The organism is Pseudoblastomonas marina (assembly GCF_034374265.1).
GTDB classification, from domain to species: Bacteria; Pseudomonadota; Alphaproteobacteria; order Sphingomonadales; family Sphingomonadaceae; genus Alteriqipengyuania_A; species Alteriqipengyuania_A marina.
This window is the reverse complement of record NZ_CP139718.1, coordinates 2769063-2788638: the sequence shown is the minus strand read 5'-3', so window position 1 is coordinate 2788638 and position 19576 is coordinate 2769063. Positions and strand designations below refer to the sequence as shown.

Sequence of the window (19576 nt, the reverse complement as noted above, 5' to 3'; positions counted from 1 at the left end):
AGTTCCCGCGCCGGACGCGCTTGCCGCCCGGCACCCGAGGCGTTAGCGCGCCGAACGAGAACCCATTTGCCGAAAGCGATCGCATGACCGACACACTCGCCCAGACCATCGAAGCCGCTTGGGAAAACCGTGCAGACCTCGATTCCAGCGACGACGCGATCCGGACCGCGGTCGAACGCGCGCTTGCCATGCTCGACAGCGGCGAGGGTCGCGTTGCCGAACCCGACGGCAAGGGAGGCTGGACCGTCAACCAGTGGCTCAAGAAGGCGGTGTTGCTGTCCTTCCGCCTCAACGACAACCGCGTAATGGAAGGAGGCAGCGCGGGCCATCCCGCGTTCGACAAGGTGCCGAGCAAGTTCGCCGGGTGGGACGAAGCCCGCTTCCGCGACGCTGGCTTCCGGGTCGTTCCCGGTGCGATCGCCCGCGAGGGCAGCTATATCGCGCCCGGCTGCGTGCTGATGCCCAGCTTCGTCAATATCGGCGCCCATGTCGGCAAGGGCACGATGGTCGACACCTGGGCCTCGATCGGCTCCTGCGCGCAGATCGGCGAGAATTGCCATATCTCGGCGGGTGCGGGGATCGGCGGAGTGCTCGAGCCGATGCAGGCCAATCCGACGATCATCGGCGACAATTGCTTCATCGGCGCGCGCTCCGAAATCGTCGAGGGCGTGATCGTGGGCGAAGGCTGCGTGGTCGCCATGGGCGTCTTCATCACCCAGTCGACCAAGATCGTCTATCGCGACACCGGAGAGGTGATCCGCGGCCATATCCCGCCTTTTTCGGTGGTCGTCCCGGGATCGCTGCCGGGCAAAGATGGCGGACCGGGTCTCGCCTGCGCGGTCATCGTCAAGACCGTCGATGCGCAAACCCGCGAGAAGACCGGGATCAACGAGCTGCTGCGCGCCTAGCCGAGACAGTCAGGAACCCGCCCGATCCCGGTGCATTTCCTTTGCGTAGCGATACGAACGGGAGGACTTGAAATGCGCAAGGAAGGCGAAGAGATCCACGTCGAGACCGACGAGGTCCGCGGCGGCAGCAGCAGCGGCGTTGTCCGGTGGGTGCTGCTCATCGGCCTGCTGATCGCGATTGTCGCCCTATCGATCACCTGGATGACAGGCGCCGCGTCTTCGTCCGGGGATGAACCCGAACCGAGCGTTTCGAGCACGGCCGCACCGGCGGAGTAGACGGGTGAGCAAGGCGAACAGTTTCCAGGCCGACCAGCATGTCGAGTGGAACTGGGGTAACGGCAAAGGATCGGGCCAGATCAAGGAACGGTTCGAGCGCAAAGTCACGCGCACTCGGCAGGGCACCGAAGTCACAAAGCACGGCGACGAGGCCAATCCGGCCTATTTGATCAGGCAGGACGACGGCGACGAAGTGCTGAAACGCGGCTCGGAACTGAAGGAGAATACCTGATGCCAGCGAAGTCGAAGGCCCAGCAACGCGCGGCCGGTGCCGCCCTTTCCGCCAAGCGCGGCGAGACCAAGGTCTCAGAGCTCCAGGGCGCGTCCAAGCAGATGTACGACAGCATGTCCGAAGACGAGCTCGAGGACTATGCCTCGACCGATCGCGACGGCCTCCCCGAGCACGTGGACGGCGACGACGAAGGCTGATGGAAGACCACGACCGGCAAGCTAGCGCTTCGGCCTCCGACCGTTCGAGCAACCAGCGGCCAGTTCATCGCCTGATGGCCGGGGGTCGCACCCCCGAAGAGACCTGACATGGATATCGGCGCCGAGGGGAGCCACCTGTTCAGCCTGACACCGTCCATGACGTCGCAGCTGGCACTCAGCGCGGTGATGATCGTCGTTGCGGTGCTGATCCACGGGGTCGGCCTGTTCTCGCTCAGCAATTTGCTCACGCGCGAGCAGAATGCGGAAGAGCGCGAGAAAGAAGGAAGTTCCGAACGCCACTATCGGTTCGAACGGTACGAGCCACTCTCGATCCGCGGCGGGATCGTGGTCGTGGGTATCGTTCTCGCGATCTTCGGCTTGCACTTCGCCGAAATCTGGGCCTTCGCCTTCCTCTACTCGGCAATCGGAGCTGTGCCCGACCTCGACACCGCGATATATTTCTCGTCGATCACCTATGCCACGCTCGGTTTCACCGACAATTACATCGATCCGAGCTGGCGAATGATCGCGGCATCGGAGGGGATCATCGGCGTGCTCATGCTCGGCTGGTCGACCGCCTTTTTCGTCCGGGTCCTGTCCAAACTCGAAAGCCGGCGCTAACTCCCCCAGCATGGCGAATGCAGGGGACCTGATCGAACGGCTGTCGCTGCAGCCGCACCCCGAAGGCGGTTGGTATCGCGAAACCTGGCGGGCACCGGCAGACCATGGCGCCCGCGCAGGGTCCACCGCGATCCATTTCCTGCTCGAGGCGGGCCAGGCATCGCATTGGCACCGGGTGGATGCGACTGAGATCTGGCTCTGGCATGCGGGCGATCCGCTCGAACTGTCAGTCGCGACGACCGATTCGGGGCCGACGACACAACACCGTCTCGGTCCGGACATTCTCGCCGGCGATCAGGTCCAGCACGTCATTCCTTCCGGACACTGGCAGGCGGCGCGAACCGCGGCGGACGGGGCGCATGGCTATGTCCTCGTCAGCTGCGTGGTCGCGCCGGGCTTCGAGTTCGACGGTTTCGAGCTTGCGCCGCCCGGCTGGGCGCCCGGCGAGAGTGCAGCGTGATCCGCACGGGCCTGCGCTGGCTTCTCGCTGCCTTCTATGCCTTTGCCGGCTTTCGCCATCTCGTCGATCCGGCCCCATTCCTTGCCATCACGCCGGGCTGGGTCCCGTTGCCGGACGCCGTCATCGCCCTCACCGGAGTGGCCGAGCTGGCGGGCGCGATCGCGTTGCTCCAGCCATGGTCCGGCCGCCTGCGCCGTGCCGGCGGCTGGGGACTCGCGCTCTATGCCGCCTGTGTGTTTCCTGCAAATATCAACCATTTCGAGATGGACATGGCGCGTCCGGACGGTGGCTGGGGGCTCGGCTACCACGTCCCGCGCATGTTCGCGCAACCGCTGCTGGTCTGGCTGGCGCTGTGGGTCTCGAAGGCGGTGGATTGGCCGTTCGCACCCAAGAAAAAGGGCGAGCGCAGCCGCTGAGGCCGCACCCGCCCAGTCATTTGATTGCCTTGACGACTTAGCTGAGGTGCTTCGACACCGCGGCGGTCATCTTGAACATCGAGATCTTCTCGGTGCCGATCACGCCGCCCAGCTTGGCGTCGGGCTCGATCATGCGCTTGTCGTCGGACGCCTGCAGGTCGTGCTTCTTGATGTATTCCCACACCTTCGAAGTCACCTGGCTACGCGGCATCGGCCCCTTGCCGACCACCTCTTCGAGCTGCGGCGAAAGGTTCACCGGCTTGGCGAGTGCGTTGTTCTTGGCGGCCATTGTGTAGTCTCCCTATAATTTGGCGACTTTGCGATACGCCTGTGGCAAGTCGCGGTCGAGGCAGGGGGGCGTTTTCCCCCCAGTTTCCTCGCAAGGGGGGTTACGCCTCGGCGTCCCAATCGAGATCATCGCCGGCTGCGGCCGCGTCATCGCCGAGCAGATCGTCGAGATCCTCGGGCTCGTATTTCGCGGTCAGCACCGCTGCGCCGAGCACGTTGCCATCGAGCACGGAGAAGACTTCGTCCGCGCCCGCGCCGGGCATCAGCCCGAGCGGACGATCGATTGCGAACAGCTGGAACACGTAATCATGCGCCGGATCGCCGATATCGAGCTTGGGCAGGAGCCATTCGGAATTGCCCGCGGCATTCTTGCCGGCGAATGGTGCGCTTTCGCCCTCGAGCAGCTTACCCTGCTGCGGCGCGAAGCCCCAAGCAAGCCAGTGCAGATGCGGCTGGTCGTTACGCCCCGCCGGATCCTGAACGACGAGCACGAGTTCTTCGGTTCCCGCAGGCGGCGTGGTCCATTCGAGCGGTGGGGCGACAGCGTCTTCCTCGTCGGCCGTGAAGCACGGATCGAGCGCACCGCCATTCTGGAAAGCGGCCGATGTCAGCGTGAAACCGTCCACGTCGAGCGTTTCGGCATCGGCATATTGCGCGACAGCGAGCTGCGCGTGGTGCGGCTTCGCTTCGGGCAGCTTTTCCGCCAGCCAAGCGGGGCAATCGGTCATCGTGATCCTCTTCGTGTTATCTGCAGGGGGCGTAGCTGGATGAGCCTCCCCCGGTCGAGGGTGGATAGCCTGCAACGCCCGGTTTTCCCATCAATGCGCAACGACGTGGGGACGATCCCGTTCATTTTCCATATTGCTTCGGGTCGCTAGCTCCCGCATCCTGACGGGAAGTTATCTAGGGGATCGCACATCATGGCTCTTGCCAAGCTCCGCGCCTGCACGCGCACCAGCCGCTTCGCCTTTACCACCGCCTGCGCCGCACTGGTCGCCGCGTGCGGTGGCGACGAGCCTCCCCCGACCGGGGCGACCCCCACGCCGACCCCCACCGTGGCGACCTGTTCGATCCAGAACCGCCTCGCGACGACCTTCAACGTGTTCAATACGAACTACCTGTTCCCCAACCTGCTCGACACCTCGGTCAATCGGTCGCAATTCAACGCGATCCAGCCCTATATCGACGCGCTGGTCGCGCCTGCCCGCGCACAGGACAAGGATCGTTACTTCAGCTACGTCACCTCGATCGCGGAAGAAAATGCGCGGATCGAATCCGGGGCCACCGCAGGCTTCGGCATTCGCCTTGTCTACGATACGTCCAATGCCCGCGTGTTCATCGCCGAGGCGTTCGAGAACGCCCCCGCCTTCGCGGCGGGCTTCGACCGCGGGACCGAATTGCTCGCGATCAACGGCACCACCGTCGCCGCCCTGTTTGCCAGCGGCGGCGCGCAGGCGGTCAGCGACGCGCTCGGCCCGTCCACGCCCGGCACCTCGCGGACCCTGCGGTTCCGTCCGCTCGGCGGCGCGGAAATCACCGCTACGGTGGCCAAGGCCAATTACAACCTCGACCCGGTTTCCGACCGTTACGGCGCGCTCGTCCTCGACGATGGCGGCAAGAAAGTCGGCTACCTCAATCTCCGGACCTTCGGTTCGGAAACGGTCGAACCCAACATCCGCGACGCGTTCCAGAAATTCCGCGATCAGGGCGTAACCGAGGTGATCGTCGACCTGCGCTACAATGGCGGCGGCCTCGTTTCGATGGGCGTGCTGCTGACCGACCTGCTGGCGCGCAGCCAGGCCGGCAGCCTGATGAGTCGGATAAGCTTCCGCCCGTCGCGCGCGAGCGAGAACGAGAACATCAACTTCTCCTCGCAACCGCAGGCGATCAACGCGACCAAGATCGCGTTCATCAGCACCGGCGGTACGGCTTCGGCCTCCGAATTCGTGCCCAATAACATGATCCCCGTGCTCGGCAACGGACTCGCGCTGGTCGGGTCGAACAGCTTCGGCAAGCCGGTCGGCCAGGAAGCGTTCGACATCACCGCCTGCGACGATCGCCTGCGGGTCGTCTCGCTGAAGCTTGAGAACCGCAACGGCCAGGGCGAATACTTCACCGGCCTCGCCAGCGTGATGCCGAATACCTGTCGCGCGGGCGATGACATCTTCACGCCGTTCGGCAATCCGAACGAGGCCTCGATCAAGGCCGCGCTCGATTTCCTCGGCGGACGTTCGTGCACGCCAATCACCACGCAAGCCCAAGGCCAGAGCGTGTTGAGCGCCGACAACAGGGTGTTCCTGCAGCCGCAGCCCGGCAAGCGGAGCGGCGCGCAATGGGAAATTCCGGGGCTCTATTGATGTCCGGGGAGCGCGCCTATTCGGACTTCGCGTCGTTCTGGCCATTCTACCTGCGCGAACACAGCAAGCCGGCGACGCGCGCGTTGCATTATGTCGGGACCACGCTGGTGGTGGCGATTGCAGTCTTCGCGCTTGCCACCGGGCGCTGGGGGTGGCTGATCGCCATGCCGCTGGCAGGGTACTTCTTCGCCTGGATCGCGCATTTCCGCGTGGAGCGGAACCGGCCGGCCACATTCACCTATCCGCTGTGGAGCCTCGCCGCCGATTTCAGGATGTGGTGGCTTTGGCTGACCGGAAGGCTCGGTCCGGAGCTCGAACGCGCGGGCATCAATAGCGATTGAGCCCCACATGAAAAAGGCGGCGCCGAGGCGCCGCCCTTTCCGATTGGGGATCGCTTGCCGTTACTCGGGCATCAGCACCGTATCGATGACGTGGATCACGCCGTTCGAGGCGGCGACGTCGGTTGCTGTCACCATGGCGGTATTGCCCGCGGCATCGGTCAGCACGACATTGCCGTCCTGCACCGTCGCGGTCAGCGTGGCGCCGTTCACGGTCGTCAGCGTGTAGCCGGCCTCGCCTGCATTCTCGATCGCGGAGGTCAGCGTGGCGGCGTTCGTCTCGCCCGGCACGACATGGTAGGTGAGAATGCCCGCGAGATCTTCCTTGCCGGCTTCGCTCATCAGCTGATCACGCGCGGCCTGCGGCACCTTAGCGAAGGCGGCGTTGGTCGGAGCGAACACGGTGTAGGGCCCGGGGCCCGACAGCGTTTCGGCCAGTTCGGCGCTGGTCACCGCGCTGACGAGGGTCGAGAAATCCTCATTGCCCTGCGCGACCTCGACGATCGTGCCTTCGGTCATCGCCGTATCCTCGACCGGCGCCGCTTCTTCGGCAGCCATGTCGGTTTCGGCTTCGTCGGGCGCTTCGGCGCAGGCGGCGAGCGCGAGGGCAGAAGCGGCGGCAAGCGTAAGGGTAATCGGTTTCATCTTGGGTCCTTCTGTCTTGGGAGGGTCGCCCCGCTTCGGGCCGGTTCGACCGGGCCTCTGCGGTTCGGGCTAACAACGAACGCGCGACACCAGCGTTCCGCGCTGATCGGCTCAGCCAATCACGCTGTCAGGCCAAGGCAATCAGCACGCTCGACAGTCCCAGGCCGAGCGAAAGCGGGACGCGCAGCCGCATCCACCAGTGCGGCGCACTCGGCGCGATCCGGCGGTCGACCCAGAGGCTCCCCACGATCGCGACCCCGAGCACCAGCAGCGAGGGATCGGGCCACGGCGCGCCGATCACCCATGGCACGAAGCTGGCGAAGGCGATCAGGCTCGGGACCACGCTCGCACCCCACAGCCAGCCCGGCACCCGCTCGCCCTCGTGCATGCGCGAGGCGGCGATGCCCCACCACAATCCGCCGAGGAAGCTGAAGATCAGCGCGGCATAGGCCCAGGCGAGCGCCTGTGCGGTCCAGCGCCAGCCGTCGGGGCCGAACCACAACGCGGCGAGGCAGGCGAGTTGCGGCAGGAGGCCCGCCAGCCCGAGCCAGCGCGGCCAGGCGGGGACCGGCCCGATCACGGGTTTGCCGGCCCCTCGAACGGACGCGCCTCGCTCCACGCGCAGCCGCGCCGCGTCTCGCCGCGCACCGACAGCGTGGCGACGAAGGGATAGGTCCGGTCGCTCATCCCGTCCGAGCATTCGCCTTCGGTCAGCGAGAGGTCGAACGGCTGCCCGTCGAGCTCGCCGCTCCACGACACTCCGCCGAGCCCGGCGAAGCGCGACACCGCGATCTGCGTGCCTTCGATGTCCTCGGGGGTCGAATAGGTCAGCGTGTCGCCGCGCACCTCGCCGCCCCAGAACGGCTCGGTGCCGGTGAAGTTCACGGTCTCGTCGGCCGCGATCCCGTCGAAGGTCGGCGCGGCGCGATCGCCGTCGGTGGCGCTGTCGGGCGCGCAGGCGGCGAGCGCGAGCCCTGCCATCCCCACGCAAAGGCGGGCCATGGACCGGGTGTTACACTGTTCAGGGAAGAAAAAACGGCGGCGTGCCGCACCCGTCGGAAGCGTGCGGTTCGGGCGGTCTGTCGCGGTTGGTTGGGTCATGCGGGCATAGTGCCCCAGATCGCCGCGGTAGGAAAGCCGCGAGGGCGCGGCTTCGGGAGCGGTCAGCCCTGTTCGGCCGCGCGGGCCTCGGCCTTCTCGCGCTCGGTCTTCTCGCGCTGGAGCGTGACGCGGCGCGCCTGGTCGGCGAGCGCGGTCCAGGTCTTGGCGGAACGCATCTCGCGCTCGCGGACATTGTCGAGCGTGGCATTGTCGGCGGCGGCCTCGGCGGCGGCCGCGCGTTCGGCATAGAATTCGTAGGTCTGCGCCATGAGCTCTCCGTGGTTCGGCAAGGAAAAATCCCCTCCCGCCGGAGCGAGAGGGGACTAGAAATTCGTCAGTCGGCGGCCGAGAGGTTCACGGCGCTTTCCTTGCCGTTGCGGCCCTGCTCGACGTCGTAGTTGAGGCGCTGCTCCTTATCGAGCGACGTCATGCCCGCCGCCTGCACGGCGGTGATGTGCACGAAGCTGTCGGCCGAGCCGTCGTCGGGCTGGATGAAGCCGTAGCCCTTGTCCTGGTTGAAGAATTTTACGGTGCCGGTCTTCGACATAATGGGTTCCTTTCGAGAACGCTTGTGTGCCCGGAGGGCGGGATGCCCAACGGGTCGTGCTTCAAATCGTCCGAAGAAAGGAAATCGTCGCCTGGTTTACGCCGGGGCCCGAAGAAACGGGCAAGCGGCGGTAATCAAATCTCGACATCCGTCGCAAATTTCGACGTCAGCAAGGGCCATTTAGCACGGTTCGCCCCAAACACCTAATCATTGCTTCGACCACCCTCCGCCAACTTGCGGTGTTCGTCGACCGAGCGCTTCATTTCGGCAGCCTGCAGGTGGAGCGCCTGCGACGACAGGCGGATCTCGCGGCTCTGCTGGAAGAAGCCGAGCACCAGCCACAGGAAGGCCAGCGGGCTCGACACCCCGCCTAGGAAATCGCCCAGCTCGTTGAGCCTCAGCTCGGCGGGATTCTGTCCCTGCACGGCAAGATAGATCACCAGCCCGACGAGGTAGAGCGCGGTCAGCACCAGCCCGACCAGCGGCAGGCGCCGTCGCTCGCGCCGGTCGTCGAGCACGCGTGAGGGCTGGTCGTCGGACATGATGCTATCTCCGCTGTCGGCAGGGTCGGTTGGCCGGCATCACTCGGTGCGCCGCGCGTCGGGCTCCTTGGCGACGCCCTTGAACGGTTCGTCGTCGGCCTTGGCGTCCATGAACTGCCCGGCCTCGGTCGAGCCTTCCTCGCGGTTGCGCTTGGTCCATTTGCCGGTCGCGGGATTCTTCACCTGGGTCCGGTCCTCGACCGAGCCGATGCGGTGATCGTCGCCTGTGTTGCGTGCCATGAATTCCTCCTTTGGGGAGGCAACGGGCGGGGATTCGCGCGCGTTCCGAAATAGTTGCGCCGCCCTACAGCACCTTGTCAGGGCGGGGCGCGTGGTTGTTGCGGTCGCTCTTCCCGAAATGCCGGTCGAGCCGCTGGGCCAGCGTCGCCGCCGCCTTGCGCGCGGCATCGTCGACCTTGGCGGCGTGCTCGGTGACCCCGATCGCGCGACCGCCCGCGGGCCGCGCCTCGATCGTGCAGGCCTTGTCGTCGGCGCCGCCCTTGGCCCCGTTCTCGTCGCGGACATGGATCTCGATCCGCGTCAGCCGCTCGGCAAAGCGCGCGAGTTTCTCGCGAACCGCCGCCTCGATCCGCTCGGCGACGTTTTCCGTGCCCATGACCGAACTGTCGGAATTGAACTGCACCTGCATATGGGGACCTCCTCTTGTGCTTTACCCCATCAACGGTCGAGACGGGGTTCGGCTCCCCTTTGCAGCGGATTCGCGCACGCCTAGACGAGGGACCATGAGCGCCCCCGAGACCACCACCCCAACCATCCTGGTCGATGCCGATGCCTGCCCGGTGAAGGAAGAGATCTACCGCGTCGCCGAGCGCTACGGCGCGCAGGTCCGCGTTGTCAGCAACAGCCCCTTCCGCGTGCCGGTGAGCGAGCGGGTGAGGCGCGTGGTGGTGAGCGACGGCTTCGATGCGGCGGACGACTGGATCGCGGAGCACGCGGACGCCCGCAGCGTGGTGATCACCGCCGACATCCTGCTGGCCGAACGCTGCCTCAAGGCGGGCGCGCGCGTGCTCAAACACGACGGAAACGAATTCGACGCCGCCAGCATCGGCAGCGCCATCGCCACCCGCGCGATCATGGAAGACCTCCGCGCGGGGATGGACGGCATGGGCGGCGGCCCGGCGCCGTTCAGCAAGGCGGATCGGTCGAATTTCCTGCAGGCGCTGGACCGGGTGCTGGTGGGGATGGGGCCATAGAATTGGTATTGTGTCTTCAAAACCCTCATGTGATTTAGGTATCGGGTTTGTAAAGCTGCCTGTTTTGGTCCGGAGAATAATATGGACGACTCAGCATTACGCCGCGACATCGCGATAGCTATTAACGAGTACGAGCGGCTGATCGGGGGATACGCCACTTATACGCACCGAATGATTGAGTCACATGGACCAGTCGAAGCATTGAGCAGACTGATGGCTGACAGTAAGATTCAAAAGGGTCTGAAAACCCTCGCTCAAGCACAAAAACTGGATGTCAGTTTCGAGGCAATCGTTTCCAAGCACCGAAGCTTGTTCAAACAATCCATAGTTGATGCTGCCGAATGGCGTTTGGATCGCGCCCAGAAAGGGGACTTCGGCTAGCTCAACACTCCTAGGTTTCACGCGCTATGTGTTGAAGAAAGAAACACTGCGCGAGGCAAGCATCGGCTTTCACGAGATCATCGCCGGCCCCCTCCCTTTTGCGTTTCCTCGGTAGGCCTGCCCCCTCCCCTCACTCGATCTCGCGGCGGTCGGTCAGTTCCATCCCCTCCGCCGGGTTGTCCCAGACGGTCACGTCCCCGCGCGTGCCGTCGGTGAGTTCGATCTCGAGGCAGAAAGCGTGGCCGCCGACGACCTCTGCACCGGCGCCTAGATCACGCGGGCGAGGCGCTCGCCGCCCGGTCCTCGCGCTGGGCTCTCGGCAACAGCACGGCGAAGGCCAGCGTGACCAGCAGCAGCGCGGGAACATCGCCCAGCAGGTGGCCGCGTTGCATCGGATCGCCCATTGCCTGGAACGCCATGATCACCGCGTGGACCGCGCTGGAGATCGCCGTGAACCAGATCAGCGAGGCATGGGCGAGCGGAGCGCGCGCGGCGGCGATCAGGAACACGCCCAGCGTCGCATAGACGCCGAGGATCATCACGTAATAATGCGAGGCCGTGGCGGGCCCCTCGTGCCAGGTCCAGCCCGCAGGCCACACGATCGACAAGGGCCAGATAAGGCAGAACACGGTTCCGAAGGCGACGAGCAGGATTTGCAGCAGGCGGGTAGCGGACATGGCATGCGTCCTCTCTCTTGGAGGCGCGGCCCGTGCAGGGGTGTCTGCCCTTTCACCGGCGCGGTCAATCCAAATCGCACGCCCTCATTCCCCAGCACCCACCTGCCTGCACTCGGTCAGCTCCATCCCGCCCGCCGTTTCGTCCCACACGGTGATCTCCCGGCTTGTGCCGTCGGTGGGTTCGACTGCGCGGTGGAAACTGTGACCGGTCGGGCAATGGCGGTCCTATTTGATCCAGCGCAATGACAGGGCGGCTCCGGGCGCGGATAACGGGGCACCGCAGCGGAAGGAGCCAGTCCATGATTGATATCGACCAGACGCATGAAGGGTTCGTGATCCTGCGTCCCGAGGGCGCGCTGTCGAAGGAGGATTTCGCCGGGCTCGCCGCGGCGATCGACACGCGGATCAACGAGACCGATGCAGTGCCCAACCTCGTCATCGTGCTCGACAAGCTGCCGCACTGGGACAGCCTCGGCGCCCTTTCGAGCCATTTCAATTTCGTCAGGGTTCACCAGAAGGTGGTGAGGAAGGTCGCGGTGGTGGGCGATTCCCCGCTGCTCTCGATCGCACCCGAGATCGCCAATTTCTTCGTCTCGGCCAAGGTCCGCCGCTTCCCCTCCGCCAAGCTCGAGGACGCCAAGGCCTGGGCCCGCGCCGAAGCCGACGATCCGGGCCGGTTCGAGCCGATCGAGGGCCTGCCGCGCGATGTCGTGGCGGTGCGCGCGGTGGGGATCATCACCGGCGAGGACTATCGCGAGACGCTCAAGCCGATGGTGGAGGAGAAGCTCAAGGAGCACGACAAGCTGAAATGCCTGGTGGTGCTCGACGACGACTATGCGACCTATACCGGCGACGCCGCGTGGGAGGATACCAAGTTCGACTTCGGCCACCTAACCGATTTCCGCCGCGTGGCGCTGGTGACCGACGTCGAATGGATGGCACGCGCGGCGCGCCTGTTCGCCCCGCTGATGCCGTACGAGTTCCGGCTGTTCCCGGTGGCCGAGCTCGACGAGGCGAAGAGCTGGATCAAGCGCTAGGGCGCGCCGCCTTCCTTCGCTTTACCCTCCGCATCTTCCGGGCCGAGCCCCAGCCGCTTGCGCCAGTCGATCCGCGCGAGCAGCACCAGCGCGACGAGCATCGCCACCTGCAGCGCGATGCCGAGCGGGCTGGTCAGCTCCTCGCGCAGCACCTCGCCCATGTCGGTCGAGCCGAGCTCGCGCGCAGTCAGGCCGTAGATCGAATAGGACACGATCCGCCCGGCGAAAAAGGCCACGGTGAACGGCAGGAGCGGCAGCCGCGCGAGCCCCGCGGCCTCGAACAATTGCGCCGACGGCACCGGCGAGAGCGCGAACAGCCCGAGCGCGAGGATCCCGCTGCGGCGGCGCCGCTCGAGCGCCTGACGCGCCGCGTCGAGGTTCGCGCGCAACCGCGCCGACAGGAAGCGCTTGCCCAGCGCGCGGGTCGCATGGCCGAGCAGGAAGCGCCCGGTCGCCGCCGCCAGCGCCCCCAGCCCGACCAGCGGCAGGAGTTCGATCTCGCCGCTGAAGGCAAACAGCGCAATGATCGACCAGGTCGGCGGCCCGAAGGCCGGCAGCAGGTTCACGCCGAGGACCACGACGAAGAAGAGCAGGTACGCGTCCAACGCCAGCAGCCCCGACGCGCCGTTACTTGCTCGGCATGTAGAGGTCGCCGCCCTCGCGGTATTTCTCGGCCATTTCCTCCATGCCCTCTTCCGCCTTCTCGCTCGGCGCGGTGGCGGCGAGATAGCTGTCGGAGTTCTGCTTGGCGGCGAATTCACGCACTTCCTGCGTGATCTTCATCGAGCAGAACTTGGGCCCGCACATCGAGCAGAAGTGGGCGGTCTTGGCGCCTTCTGCGGGGAGGGTCTGGTCGTGATACTGCTCGGCGGTGTCGGGATCGAGCGACAGGTTGAACTGGTCGCGCCAGCGGAATTCGAAGCGCGCCTTGCTCAGCGCGTCGTCGCGGACCTTGGCCGCCGGATGCCCCTTGGCGAGGTCGGCGGCGTGGGCGGCGAGCTTGTAGGTCACCACGCCCACCTTCACGTCGTCGCGGTCGGGCAGGCCGAGGTGTTCCTTGGGCGTGACGTAGCAGAGCATCGCGGTGCCGTACCAGCCGATCTGCGCCGCGCCGATGCCGCTGGTGATGTGGTCGTATCCCGGCGCGATATCGGTGACGAGGGGGCCAAGCGTGTAGAACGGCGCTTCGCCACACGCCTCCAGCTGCTTGTCCATGTTCTCCTTGATCTTGTGCATCGGCACGTGGCCGGGGCCTTCGATCATCACCTGGACGTCCTGCTGCCAGGCGCGCTTGGTGAGCTCGCCCAGCGTGTAGAGCTCGGCGAACTGGGCTTCGTCATTGGCGTCGGCGATGGAGCCGGGGCGCAACCCGTCGCCGAGCGAATAGGCGATGTCGTAGGCCTTCATGATCTCGGTGATCTCGTCGAAGCGCTCGTAGAGGAAGCTCTCCTTGTGATGCGCGAGGCACCATTTCGCCATGATCGAGCCGCCGCGGCTGACGATGCCGGTGACGCGCTTGGCGGTCATCGGGACGTAGGGCAGTCGCACGCCGGCATGGATGGTGAAATAGTCGACGCCCTGTTCGGCCTGCTCGATCAGCGTGTCGCGGAAGATCTCCCACGTGAGGTCCTCGGCGATCCCGCCGACCTTTTCCAGCGCCTGATAGATCGGCACGGTGCCAATCGGGACGGGCGAGTTGCGGATGATCCATTCGCGGGTGTCGTGGATGTTGCGACCGGTGGAGAGGTCCATGACGGTGTCCGCGCCCCAGCGGATCGACCAGACCATCTTGTCGACTTCGTTCGCGACGTCGGAGGCCACGGCGGAGTTGCCGATATTGGCGTTGATCTTGACGAGGAAGTTGCGCCCGATCGCCATCGGCTCGGTCTCGGGATGGTTGATGTTGTTGGGAATGATCGCGCGGCCCCGTGCCACCTCGTCGCGGACGAATTCGGGCGTCACGTAATCGGGCAGCGTTGCGCCCCAGGGCTGGCCGTCATTGCGCGCCTCGAACCGCGCGGCTTCATCACGCAGCATTTCGCGGCCGAGGTTTTCGCGCTCGGCGACATATTCCATCTCGGGCGTGATGATGCCCTGCCGCGCATAGTGCATCTGGCTGACGTTCTTGCCCGCTTTCGCGCGCAGTGGGCGCTTCACGACGTTGGGATAGCCGGGCACGCCGCCGCTGCGATCGGGGCCCAGCTGGCCGTTATCCTCGGGACGGACTTCGCGCGCGTCGTATTCCTCGACATCGCCGCGCGCCATGATCCAGTCTCGGCGCAGCTGGGGGAGGCCCTTGTTGATGTCGATCGCGGCGTCGGGATCGGTGTAGGGGCCGGAAGTGTCGTAGACGCGCACCGGCGGCTCGCCGCCTTCGAGGTCGATCTCGCGCATGGCGACGCGTACGCCGCTGCCGCTTTTCGCCGCCACATGCACCTTGCGGCTGCCGCGGATCGGCCCGGTGGTGACGCCGATTTCGATATGCGAGTTGATGTCGGCCATGCGCTGCTACTCCTTGAGGCGGAGCGGAAGCGGTTTCCTGGCAACCAGACCAGCCACTCCCTCCGCCGATGCTAATCGGTTCAGGTTCGACGGGTCGGGTGGAGACTATCCCACCCCTCTCAGCCGGCCTGGCTCCCCGGGGATGGCCCGGGTGTAGGGGTTAAGCGAGCCCGCGTCCAGCGTCACAGGATGCCGTAACGGTATCCCTTTGCCACCGCCTCGGCGAGAGTCTGGGCGCGCATTTTGCGGCGCAAATTGGAAAGATGCATGTCGACCGTGTGAACCGTGATATCGAAGTGCCAGGCGATTTGCTGGCGCTGCGCACCGCCGGCTAGCGCCCCCAGGACATCGCGTTCGCGCTCCGTCAGGTCGTAACCGAAGCCCTCCACCGTCGCATGCAGGCGTGGCGCAATCCCGTCGAGCAGGGCGAAGGCCGCGATCTGCAATTCCGAAATCCGTGCGCGCACATGCTCGCCGCCCGCGCGGTCGCGATTGGCGAAGGCGAAGCCGAAGAACCGCAGGTCGTCCGATCCCGGCGAGGTCGGCGCATTGCCGAGGATCGCCGTGCCGTAGCCGATCCCATGGCGCGCGCATTCGACCTGGACCTGGCGCGAGGCGGGGTTGAAAGCTTCGACTTCGTCGAGCGTATCGAGCCCGATATCGAAGGCGGCAAAAGGGCGACGATCATCGAGCGCGTTCGCCTTCAGCAGCACGTAATCCTCCGCGGCCATCTCCTCGGTGAATTCCTCGATGAAGGTCGCAGAGAGGCGCGTGCCACTGAACTCGACCGTCTGATCCGGCGCGAGCCGGGTGCCGCCGCCCAGTTCGAAGCCGCCGTAATTGCAGTGCTCGACCCCGACCGCGTGGAGATAGTCGTAGAACAGCGACCCCGCCCGATCAGCGGCATCGGGCATCGGACTCGCGCAGGCGGGCTCGGCATGCAGCCTGGTCAGGAAATCGAACAGTTCCGGGCTCATCCTCGTCCCCTCGCCCCGTCAAGCTAGAACTTGTTGGAGGTGGCGCGAATTGTCAAATTTGCCAGACAATTGCGTCCGAAGCGCGGCCCGGAGCACGGCCAGGGACGGCGAGAAGCTCCGCCGAAGTCGCCTCGAGGGAGACCGCAGCATGACCACCACCAAACTGCTCACCACTACCGCGGCCGGCGTACTGGCCACCGCCGCACTGGTGACGCCCGCTCCGGCAAAAGCGGAAGAATGCTTACTCGACAGCTACAACGACAACCGCGCCGGTGGGGTCGGAGGAGACTACGGAGAGCGTGCGGATACGGACGGTTCTGCTCGCAGCGGCGGTCTTGCGACACCGCGAGCAGGCCAGGAGAGCGGTGAAGTCACCGTTGGGGACCCAGGCTATGACGAGAGTAATGACGGTAATACGGCTTGCGGGACCGTCGCGGTTGCTCTGGTGGATGACGTAGGCGACATCACTCCGCTGACCCATAGGACGGAACACGTGGGGCCCGGCACGCCCATCACCGATGGCGCGACGGCGATTGGCGCGCGATCGATTGCTTATGGACGCAAAACCGTAGCAATCGGTTTTATGGCAATCGCGGCCGGCGATGGCCGTACGGCGGGAACCTATGCCGACGTAAGCAACGCGACAGCGATCGGCGCACGATCGCGAGCAAAGGATACCAACGCGACCGCAGTCGGCGCATTCGCGCTTGCCGAAGGACAGAGCTCCACGGCTCTCGGGGTTTCGACCGAAGCCGCTTTCGACGCGACATCGATCGGATTTTTTGCCAAAGCTCGAGGAAGATATTCAGTCAGTGTTGGAGCCCGCGCGTTTGTGCTTGGAGAGGGTGCAGTGGCCATTGGTCACGATGCGGATGCGAACACCATCGATAGTCTTGCGATTGGATCGTATTCTTACTCGGACGCGGCTGGGACAATTGCCATCGGTCGATCCGCCCGAGCTGACTTACTTTCTAACTATGCCATCGCGATCGGGCAAAATGCCTTGGCAAACGTGGAATCGACGAAGGCGATAGCCATAGGGGCGCGCGCCATCGCCAGTGGCGACGGGGCCATCGCCTTGGGAGGTAATACGGCTGACGATGGTTCGACGAGCTCTTTGGGCGCACGCGCAAATGGAGCCTCCTCAGTCGCCATCGGTGCCTCCTCGGACGTAACGGCCGCCAACTCGGTGGCGTTGGGGGATACAGCAACTGTCAGCGCCGCCAATGCCGTCGCGATCGGATCTTCGTCTGAGGCGGACACCTCGCTTACCGTCTCATTCGGCCGCGCGGAAAGTTCCGTAGGGGCAGGCGACGGCATTGCGCGGCGCCTCGTCAATGTGGCCGCCGGAACCGGCGAGACCGACGCTGTGAACTTGGGGCAGATGAACGCTGCGATTGCAGCGGCTTCGGGTGGTTCGGACTACGTAGCGGTGAACTCGACGGGCACCGCGGCGAATGCCGGCGGCAACGATGCAATTGCGATCGGGAATAACGCTCAAGCTACCGCAGAAGCAGCGATCGCGATCGGAAAGGGCAGTTCGAGCACGGTAAGCGGGAGCATAGCGATCGGACTCGGCGCAGAAGCAGTCGCCGACAATGCCGTAGCGCTCGGCCGTGGCAGCAACGTGCAGGGCTTCAATGGAACGGCAGTGGGTATGGGTGCCAGGGTGAACTCGCCTTCCGCCACTTCTCTTGGCTATTCCGCCAGCGCAAACACGGAGGATTCGATTGCCGTAGGCGCCGAAGCGCTCACCTTCGCGGCAGGCGCCACAGCACTGGGCAAAGCCGCCCAGGCATCAGGTGTCGATTCGGTAGCGATCGGGCGAAACTCGGTCGCGAGCAACGACCTCGAAGTGTCCTTCGGCAAGGCCGAAAGCAGCTCTGGCGCCGGCGACGGTTTTACGCGGCGGCTCACCAATATTACCGACGGCGTGGGCGACAGCGATGCCGCTACGGTCGGACAGATGAACACCGCGATCGCGAGTGCGACTTCGGGGCTTGCGACCAGCACGGCAGTGGATACCGCGCAATCGCGCGCGGACGATGCTCATGCGCTGGCCGCTACCGCGGACGGAAAAGCGGATACCAACGCTGCGGCCATCGCGACCAATGCCAGCCGCATCGACACGATCGACGCGCGCAGCAATTCGGTCGCTATCGGTGGGGGATCGAGCGCTGCGAGCGCCGGTGGGACGCAGGGCACGGCGCTCGGCTCGGCCGCGGCGGCATCGGGCGAGGAATCGACCTCGCTCGGCGCGGCGACCGAGGCGGCAGGCCTGCGCTCCACCGCAGTGGGTCGCGGGGCCTTCGCCGACGGGGTGCAGACTTCCGCCATCGGCACCGGATCGAGGGCCACCGGGGTCGGCTCTTCGGCGATCGGCGGGTTCTCCGCCGCCTCGGGCAATTTCTCGACCGCGCTCGGCTATGCGAGTTCGACCGTCGCAGCGCAGGCCGTCGCGGTCGGATACCAGGCGCAAGCCCGGGACGAGAATGCGACCGCGATCGGCACACAGGCGCGCGCCGAATACGCCAAGTCGACCGCCATCGGCTACGCTGCGGTCACCACCGCCGCCAACCAGGTCGTGCTCGGCGGGGCGGGATCGTCGGTGGTGATCGGCGATCTCGACGCCTCGACCGCGGCGCAGGAAGGCCCGGTCGACGTCGTGACGGTCGACGCCAACGGCGTGCTCGGCAAGCAGCAGGTGGCGACCGCAGCTTCGGTCGCCGCCGTGCGCGCCGACATGGGCTATATCGCCGCGGTCACCGATGCGCAGTTCCAGGCGCTGTCTTCCGACGTCGCCGCGCTCGGCGGGCGGGTCGATGCGCTCGGCTTCCGGCTCGACCAACTCGACCGCTCGGCGATGGGCGGGATCGCCGCCGCCGCCGCGCTCGGGAGCGCGATCGCCCTGCCCGACAAGGCCTTCACCATCGCGGGCAACGTCGCCACCCATGGCGGCGAGCAGGGATATGCCGCAAGCTTCACCGGCCGCGTCAGCGACAGCTTCGCGATCGGCGCGGGGATCGCCAGCAACACCGGCGACGACGAGGTCACCGCGCAGGTCGGCTTCGCCTTCGGGTTCTGAACGGGCGCGGAGCGGGCACCGAAGACGCCCGCTCCGCTTCGCCGTTTGACTTGCGCACCGCTCCCCGCCACGCCTTGCGCATGGCGACGCGGCAACAGACCCCGGTCAAGGTCCACCAGTTCGGGCGCGAGCGCGAACCGGTGGTGGTGATCGACGACTTCAGCGGGATCGCTGACCAACTCCTCGCGGCCGGGCGCGCGGCCGAATATCGCGAAGGCGGGGCGAGCTACCCCGGCATCCGCGCCTGGTGCGAACCGGCCTATCTCGACCGTCGCCGCGACCTCATGTTCCAGCTGATGCAGCGTATCTTCGGCTTTCGCCAGCGGCTCGCGCTCGACGTGTCGACCTTCTCGCTGGTCACACTCGCCGAAGACGAGCTCGCCCCGCTCCAGCGGATCCCGCATTACGACCATGCGAGCGACGAGGTGATCGCGGTGATGCATTACCTGCTCGGCCCCGAAAGCGGCGGCACCGCTTTCTACCGCCACCGGCGGACCGGCTTCGAAACGATTACCGAGGAGCGCGAGCCCGCCTACAATGCCGCGCTCGAGGAAGACGGGCGCGAATACGGCGAGCCGCCCGCACGCTACCATTACGGCGACAGCGATCGCTTCGAGATCATCGGCGAGGTCGAGGCCCGACCCGACCGGCTCGTACTCTATCGCGGCAGGCTGCTCCATTCGGGCGTTATCCCCGCCCCGCAAGCGCTGAGCGACGATCCGAAGAAGGGCCGCCTGACGATCAACATGTTCCTGCGCGGGGCCTAGCCACCCGC

General features: G+C 65.8%; 28 protein-coding genes and 1 riboswitch. Of the genes, 14 read left to right on the top strand and 14 right to left on the bottom strand.

Annotated features, from left to right (window positions below; translation table 11 throughout):
- Positions 1–83: 83 nt before the first annotated feature.
- The 7 genes from dapD (at position 84) to T8S45_RS13905 (ending at position 3110) form a co-directional block, all read left to right on the top strand.
- Positions 84–908 carry a 2,3,4,5-tetrahydropyridine-2,6-dicarboxylate N-succinyltransferase gene (gene dapD, locus T8S45_RS13935; RefSeq protein WP_322294157.1) on the top strand — a complete coding sequence of 275 codons (825 nt, stop codon included), beginning with the start codon at positions 84–86 and terminating at the stop codon, positions 906–908.
- Positions 909–980: 72 nt separating this feature from the next.
- Complete coding sequence (locus T8S45_RS13930) at positions 981–1184, top strand: hypothetical protein (protein ID WP_188641030.1); 204 nt, start codon at positions 981–983, stop codon at positions 1182–1184.
- A 4-nt stretch (positions 1185–1188) separates the two neighbouring features.
- Positions 1189–1416 carry a hypervirulence associated TUDOR domain-containing protein gene (locus tag T8S45_RS13925; RefSeq protein ID WP_322294156.1) on the top strand — a complete coding sequence of 76 codons (228 nt, stop codon included), beginning with the start codon at positions 1189–1191 and terminating at the stop codon, positions 1414–1416.
- On the top strand, positions 1416–1613 hold the full coding sequence (locus tag T8S45_RS13920) for a DUF3008 family protein (protein WP_188641028.1): 198 nt from the start codon (positions 1416–1418) through the stop codon (positions 1611–1613). Before T8S45_RS13925 ends, T8S45_RS13920 begins: the two co-directional genes overlap by 1 nt.
- A 108-nt stretch (positions 1614–1721) precedes the next feature.
- On the top strand, positions 1722–2234 hold the full coding sequence (locus T8S45_RS13915) for an ion channel (RefSeq protein ID WP_188641027.1): 513 nt from the start codon (positions 1722–1724) through the stop codon (positions 2232–2234).
- 10 nt (positions 2235–2244) lie between these two features.
- The gene (locus T8S45_RS13910; RefSeq protein WP_322294155.1) at positions 2245–2694 is read left to right on the top strand and encodes a cupin domain-containing protein; all 450 of its coding nucleotides are present in this window, start codon (positions 2245–2247) and stop codon (positions 2692–2694) included.
- Positions 2691–3110 (top strand): DoxX family protein, encoded by a 420-nt coding sequence (locus T8S45_RS13905; RefSeq protein WP_322294154.1) that lies wholly within the window; start codon positions 2691–2693, stop codon positions 3108–3110. Before T8S45_RS13910 ends, T8S45_RS13905 begins: the two co-directional genes overlap by 4 nt.
- A 37-nt stretch (positions 3111–3147) precedes the next feature.
- Here the strand turns inward: T8S45_RS13905 and T8S45_RS13900 are convergent, their stop codons facing one another.
- Together T8S45_RS13900 and T8S45_RS13895 are read right to left on the bottom strand one after the other, a co-directional pair.
- On the bottom strand, positions 3148–3399 hold the full coding sequence (locus T8S45_RS13900; RefSeq protein ID WP_160615129.1) for an SWIB/MDM2 domain-containing protein: 252 nt from the start codon (positions 3397–3399) through the stop codon (positions 3148–3150).
- Positions 3400–3499: 100 nt separating this feature from the next.
- A complete protein-coding gene (locus tag T8S45_RS13895; protein ID WP_322294153.1) occupies positions 3500–4126 on the bottom strand; it encodes a YbhB/YbcL family Raf kinase inhibitor-like protein in 627 nt (208 codons plus the stop codon).
- Positions 4127–4318: 192 nt separating this feature from the next.
- Here T8S45_RS13895 and T8S45_RS13890 point away from each other — a divergent pair, with 192 nt between their 5' ends.
- Together T8S45_RS13890 and T8S45_RS13885 are read left to right on the top strand one after the other, a co-directional pair.
- Positions 4319–5755, top strand: coding sequence for a S41 family peptidase (locus T8S45_RS13890; protein ID WP_322294152.1), 1437 nt, complete (start codon positions 4319–4321; stop codon positions 5753–5755).
- A complete protein-coding gene (locus T8S45_RS13885) occupies positions 5755–6096 on the top strand; it encodes an Mpo1-like protein (protein ID WP_322294151.1) in 342 nt (113 codons plus the stop codon). Before T8S45_RS13890 ends, T8S45_RS13885 begins: the two co-directional genes overlap by 1 nt.
- A 60-nt stretch (positions 6097–6156) precedes the next feature.
- On the opposite strand, the gene T8S45_RS13880 is transcribed toward T8S45_RS13885, so the two are convergent.
- The 8 genes from T8S45_RS13880 to T8S45_RS13845 form a co-directional block, all read right to left on the bottom strand.
- Complete coding sequence (locus T8S45_RS13880) at positions 6157–6738, bottom strand: fasciclin domain-containing protein (RefSeq protein WP_188641021.1); 582 nt, start codon at positions 6736–6738, stop codon at positions 6157–6159.
- A 127-nt stretch (positions 6739–6865) separates the two neighbouring features.
- Positions 6866–7318, bottom strand: coding sequence for a DUF3429 domain-containing protein (locus T8S45_RS13875; RefSeq protein ID WP_322294150.1), 453 nt, complete (start codon positions 7316–7318; stop codon positions 6866–6868).
- The gene (locus T8S45_RS13870) at positions 7315–7740 is read right to left on the bottom strand and encodes a COG3650 family protein (RefSeq protein WP_322294149.1); all 426 of its coding nucleotides are present in this window, start codon (positions 7738–7740) and stop codon (positions 7315–7317) included. The genes T8S45_RS13875 and T8S45_RS13870 overlap by 4 nt, the downstream gene beginning before the upstream one ends.
- Before the next feature lie 161 nt (positions 7741–7901).
- Positions 7902–8108, bottom strand: a complete 207-nt coding sequence (locus T8S45_RS13865; protein ID WP_188641020.1) for a hypothetical protein — start codon at positions 8106–8108, stop codon at positions 7902–7904.
- 65 nt (positions 8109–8173) lie between these two features.
- On the bottom strand, positions 8174–8386 hold the full coding sequence (locus tag T8S45_RS13860; RefSeq protein WP_188641019.1) for a cold-shock protein: 213 nt from the start codon (positions 8384–8386) through the stop codon (positions 8174–8176).
- A 203-nt stretch (positions 8387–8589) separates the two neighbouring features.
- Complete coding sequence (locus T8S45_RS13855) at positions 8590–8928, bottom strand: hypothetical protein (RefSeq protein WP_188641018.1); 339 nt, start codon at positions 8926–8928, stop codon at positions 8590–8592.
- Positions 8929–8967: 39 nt separating this feature from the next.
- The gene (locus T8S45_RS13850; RefSeq protein ID WP_322294148.1) at positions 8968–9168 is read right to left on the bottom strand and encodes a hypothetical protein; all 201 of its coding nucleotides are present in this window, start codon (positions 9166–9168) and stop codon (positions 8968–8970) included.
- A 64-nt stretch (positions 9169–9232) separates the two neighbouring features.
- Complete coding sequence (locus tag T8S45_RS13845) at positions 9233–9577, bottom strand: HPF/RaiA family ribosome-associated protein (RefSeq protein ID WP_188641016.1); 345 nt, start codon at positions 9575–9577, stop codon at positions 9233–9235.
- Between the two features lie 94 nt (positions 9578–9671).
- Between T8S45_RS13845 and T8S45_RS13840 the strand changes: the two genes are divergently transcribed.
- Together T8S45_RS13840 and T8S45_RS13835 are read left to right on the top strand one after the other, a co-directional pair.
- Positions 9672–10142: a YaiI/YqxD family protein gene (locus T8S45_RS13840; protein WP_322294147.1), complete on the top strand. Its 471-nt coding sequence runs from the start codon at positions 9672–9674 to the stop codon at positions 10140–10142.
- 81 nt (positions 10143–10223) lie between these two features.
- Entirely contained in the window at positions 10224–10523 is a 300-nt protein-coding gene (locus T8S45_RS13835) for a hypothetical protein (protein WP_322294146.1), read from the top strand.
- A 272-nt stretch (positions 10524–10795) separates the two neighbouring features.
- On the opposite strand, the gene T8S45_RS13830 is transcribed toward T8S45_RS13835, so the two are convergent.
- On the bottom strand, positions 10796–11200 hold the full coding sequence (locus T8S45_RS13830; protein WP_322294145.1) for a DUF6632 domain-containing protein: 405 nt from the start codon (positions 11198–11200) through the stop codon (positions 10796–10798).
- 299 nt (positions 11201–11499) lie between these two features.
- Here T8S45_RS13830 and T8S45_RS13825 point away from each other — a divergent pair, with 299 nt between their 5' ends.
- A complete protein-coding gene (locus tag T8S45_RS13825; protein WP_188641012.1) occupies positions 11500–12237 on the top strand; it encodes a SpoIIAA family protein in 738 nt (245 codons plus the stop codon).
- On the opposite strand, the gene T8S45_RS13820 is transcribed toward T8S45_RS13825, so the two are convergent.
- From T8S45_RS13820 to T8S45_RS13810, 3 genes are all read right to left on the bottom strand, one after another.
- A complete protein-coding gene (locus T8S45_RS13820) occupies positions 12234–12842 on the bottom strand; it encodes a VTT domain-containing protein (RefSeq protein ID WP_322294144.1) in 609 nt (202 codons plus the stop codon). The genes T8S45_RS13825 and T8S45_RS13820 overlap by 4 nt on opposite strands.
- 22 nt (positions 12843–12864) lie before the next feature.
- The gene (gene thiC, locus T8S45_RS13815; protein ID WP_322294143.1) at positions 12865–14739 is read right to left on the bottom strand and encodes a phosphomethylpyrimidine synthase ThiC; all 1875 of its coding nucleotides are present in this window, start codon (positions 14737–14739) and stop codon (positions 12865–12867) included.
- A 40-nt stretch (positions 14740–14779) separates the two neighbouring features.
- Positions 14780–14888, bottom strand: a riboswitch (TPP riboswitch).
- 33 nt (positions 14889–14921) lie between these two features.
- Positions 14922–15716 carry a helix-turn-helix transcriptional regulator gene (locus T8S45_RS13810; RefSeq protein ID WP_322294142.1) on the bottom strand — a complete coding sequence of 265 codons (795 nt, stop codon included), beginning with the start codon at positions 15714–15716 and terminating at the stop codon, positions 14922–14924.
- Between the two features lie 148 nt (positions 15717–15864).
- Between T8S45_RS13810 and T8S45_RS13805 the strand changes: the two genes are divergently transcribed.
- Both T8S45_RS13805 and T8S45_RS13800 read left to right on the top strand, forming a co-directional pair.
- Positions 15865–18801 carry a hypothetical protein gene (locus T8S45_RS13805; RefSeq protein ID WP_322294141.1) on the top strand — a complete coding sequence of 979 codons (2937 nt, stop codon included), beginning with the start codon at positions 15865–15867 and terminating at the stop codon, positions 18799–18801.
- 80 nt (positions 18802–18881) lie between these two features.
- Positions 18882–19568 carry a DUF6445 family protein gene (locus tag T8S45_RS13800; protein ID WP_322294140.1) on the top strand — a complete coding sequence of 229 codons (687 nt, stop codon included), beginning with the start codon at positions 18882–18884 and terminating at the stop codon, positions 19566–19568.
- The last annotated feature ends 8 nt before the right edge of the window (positions 19569–19576 follow it).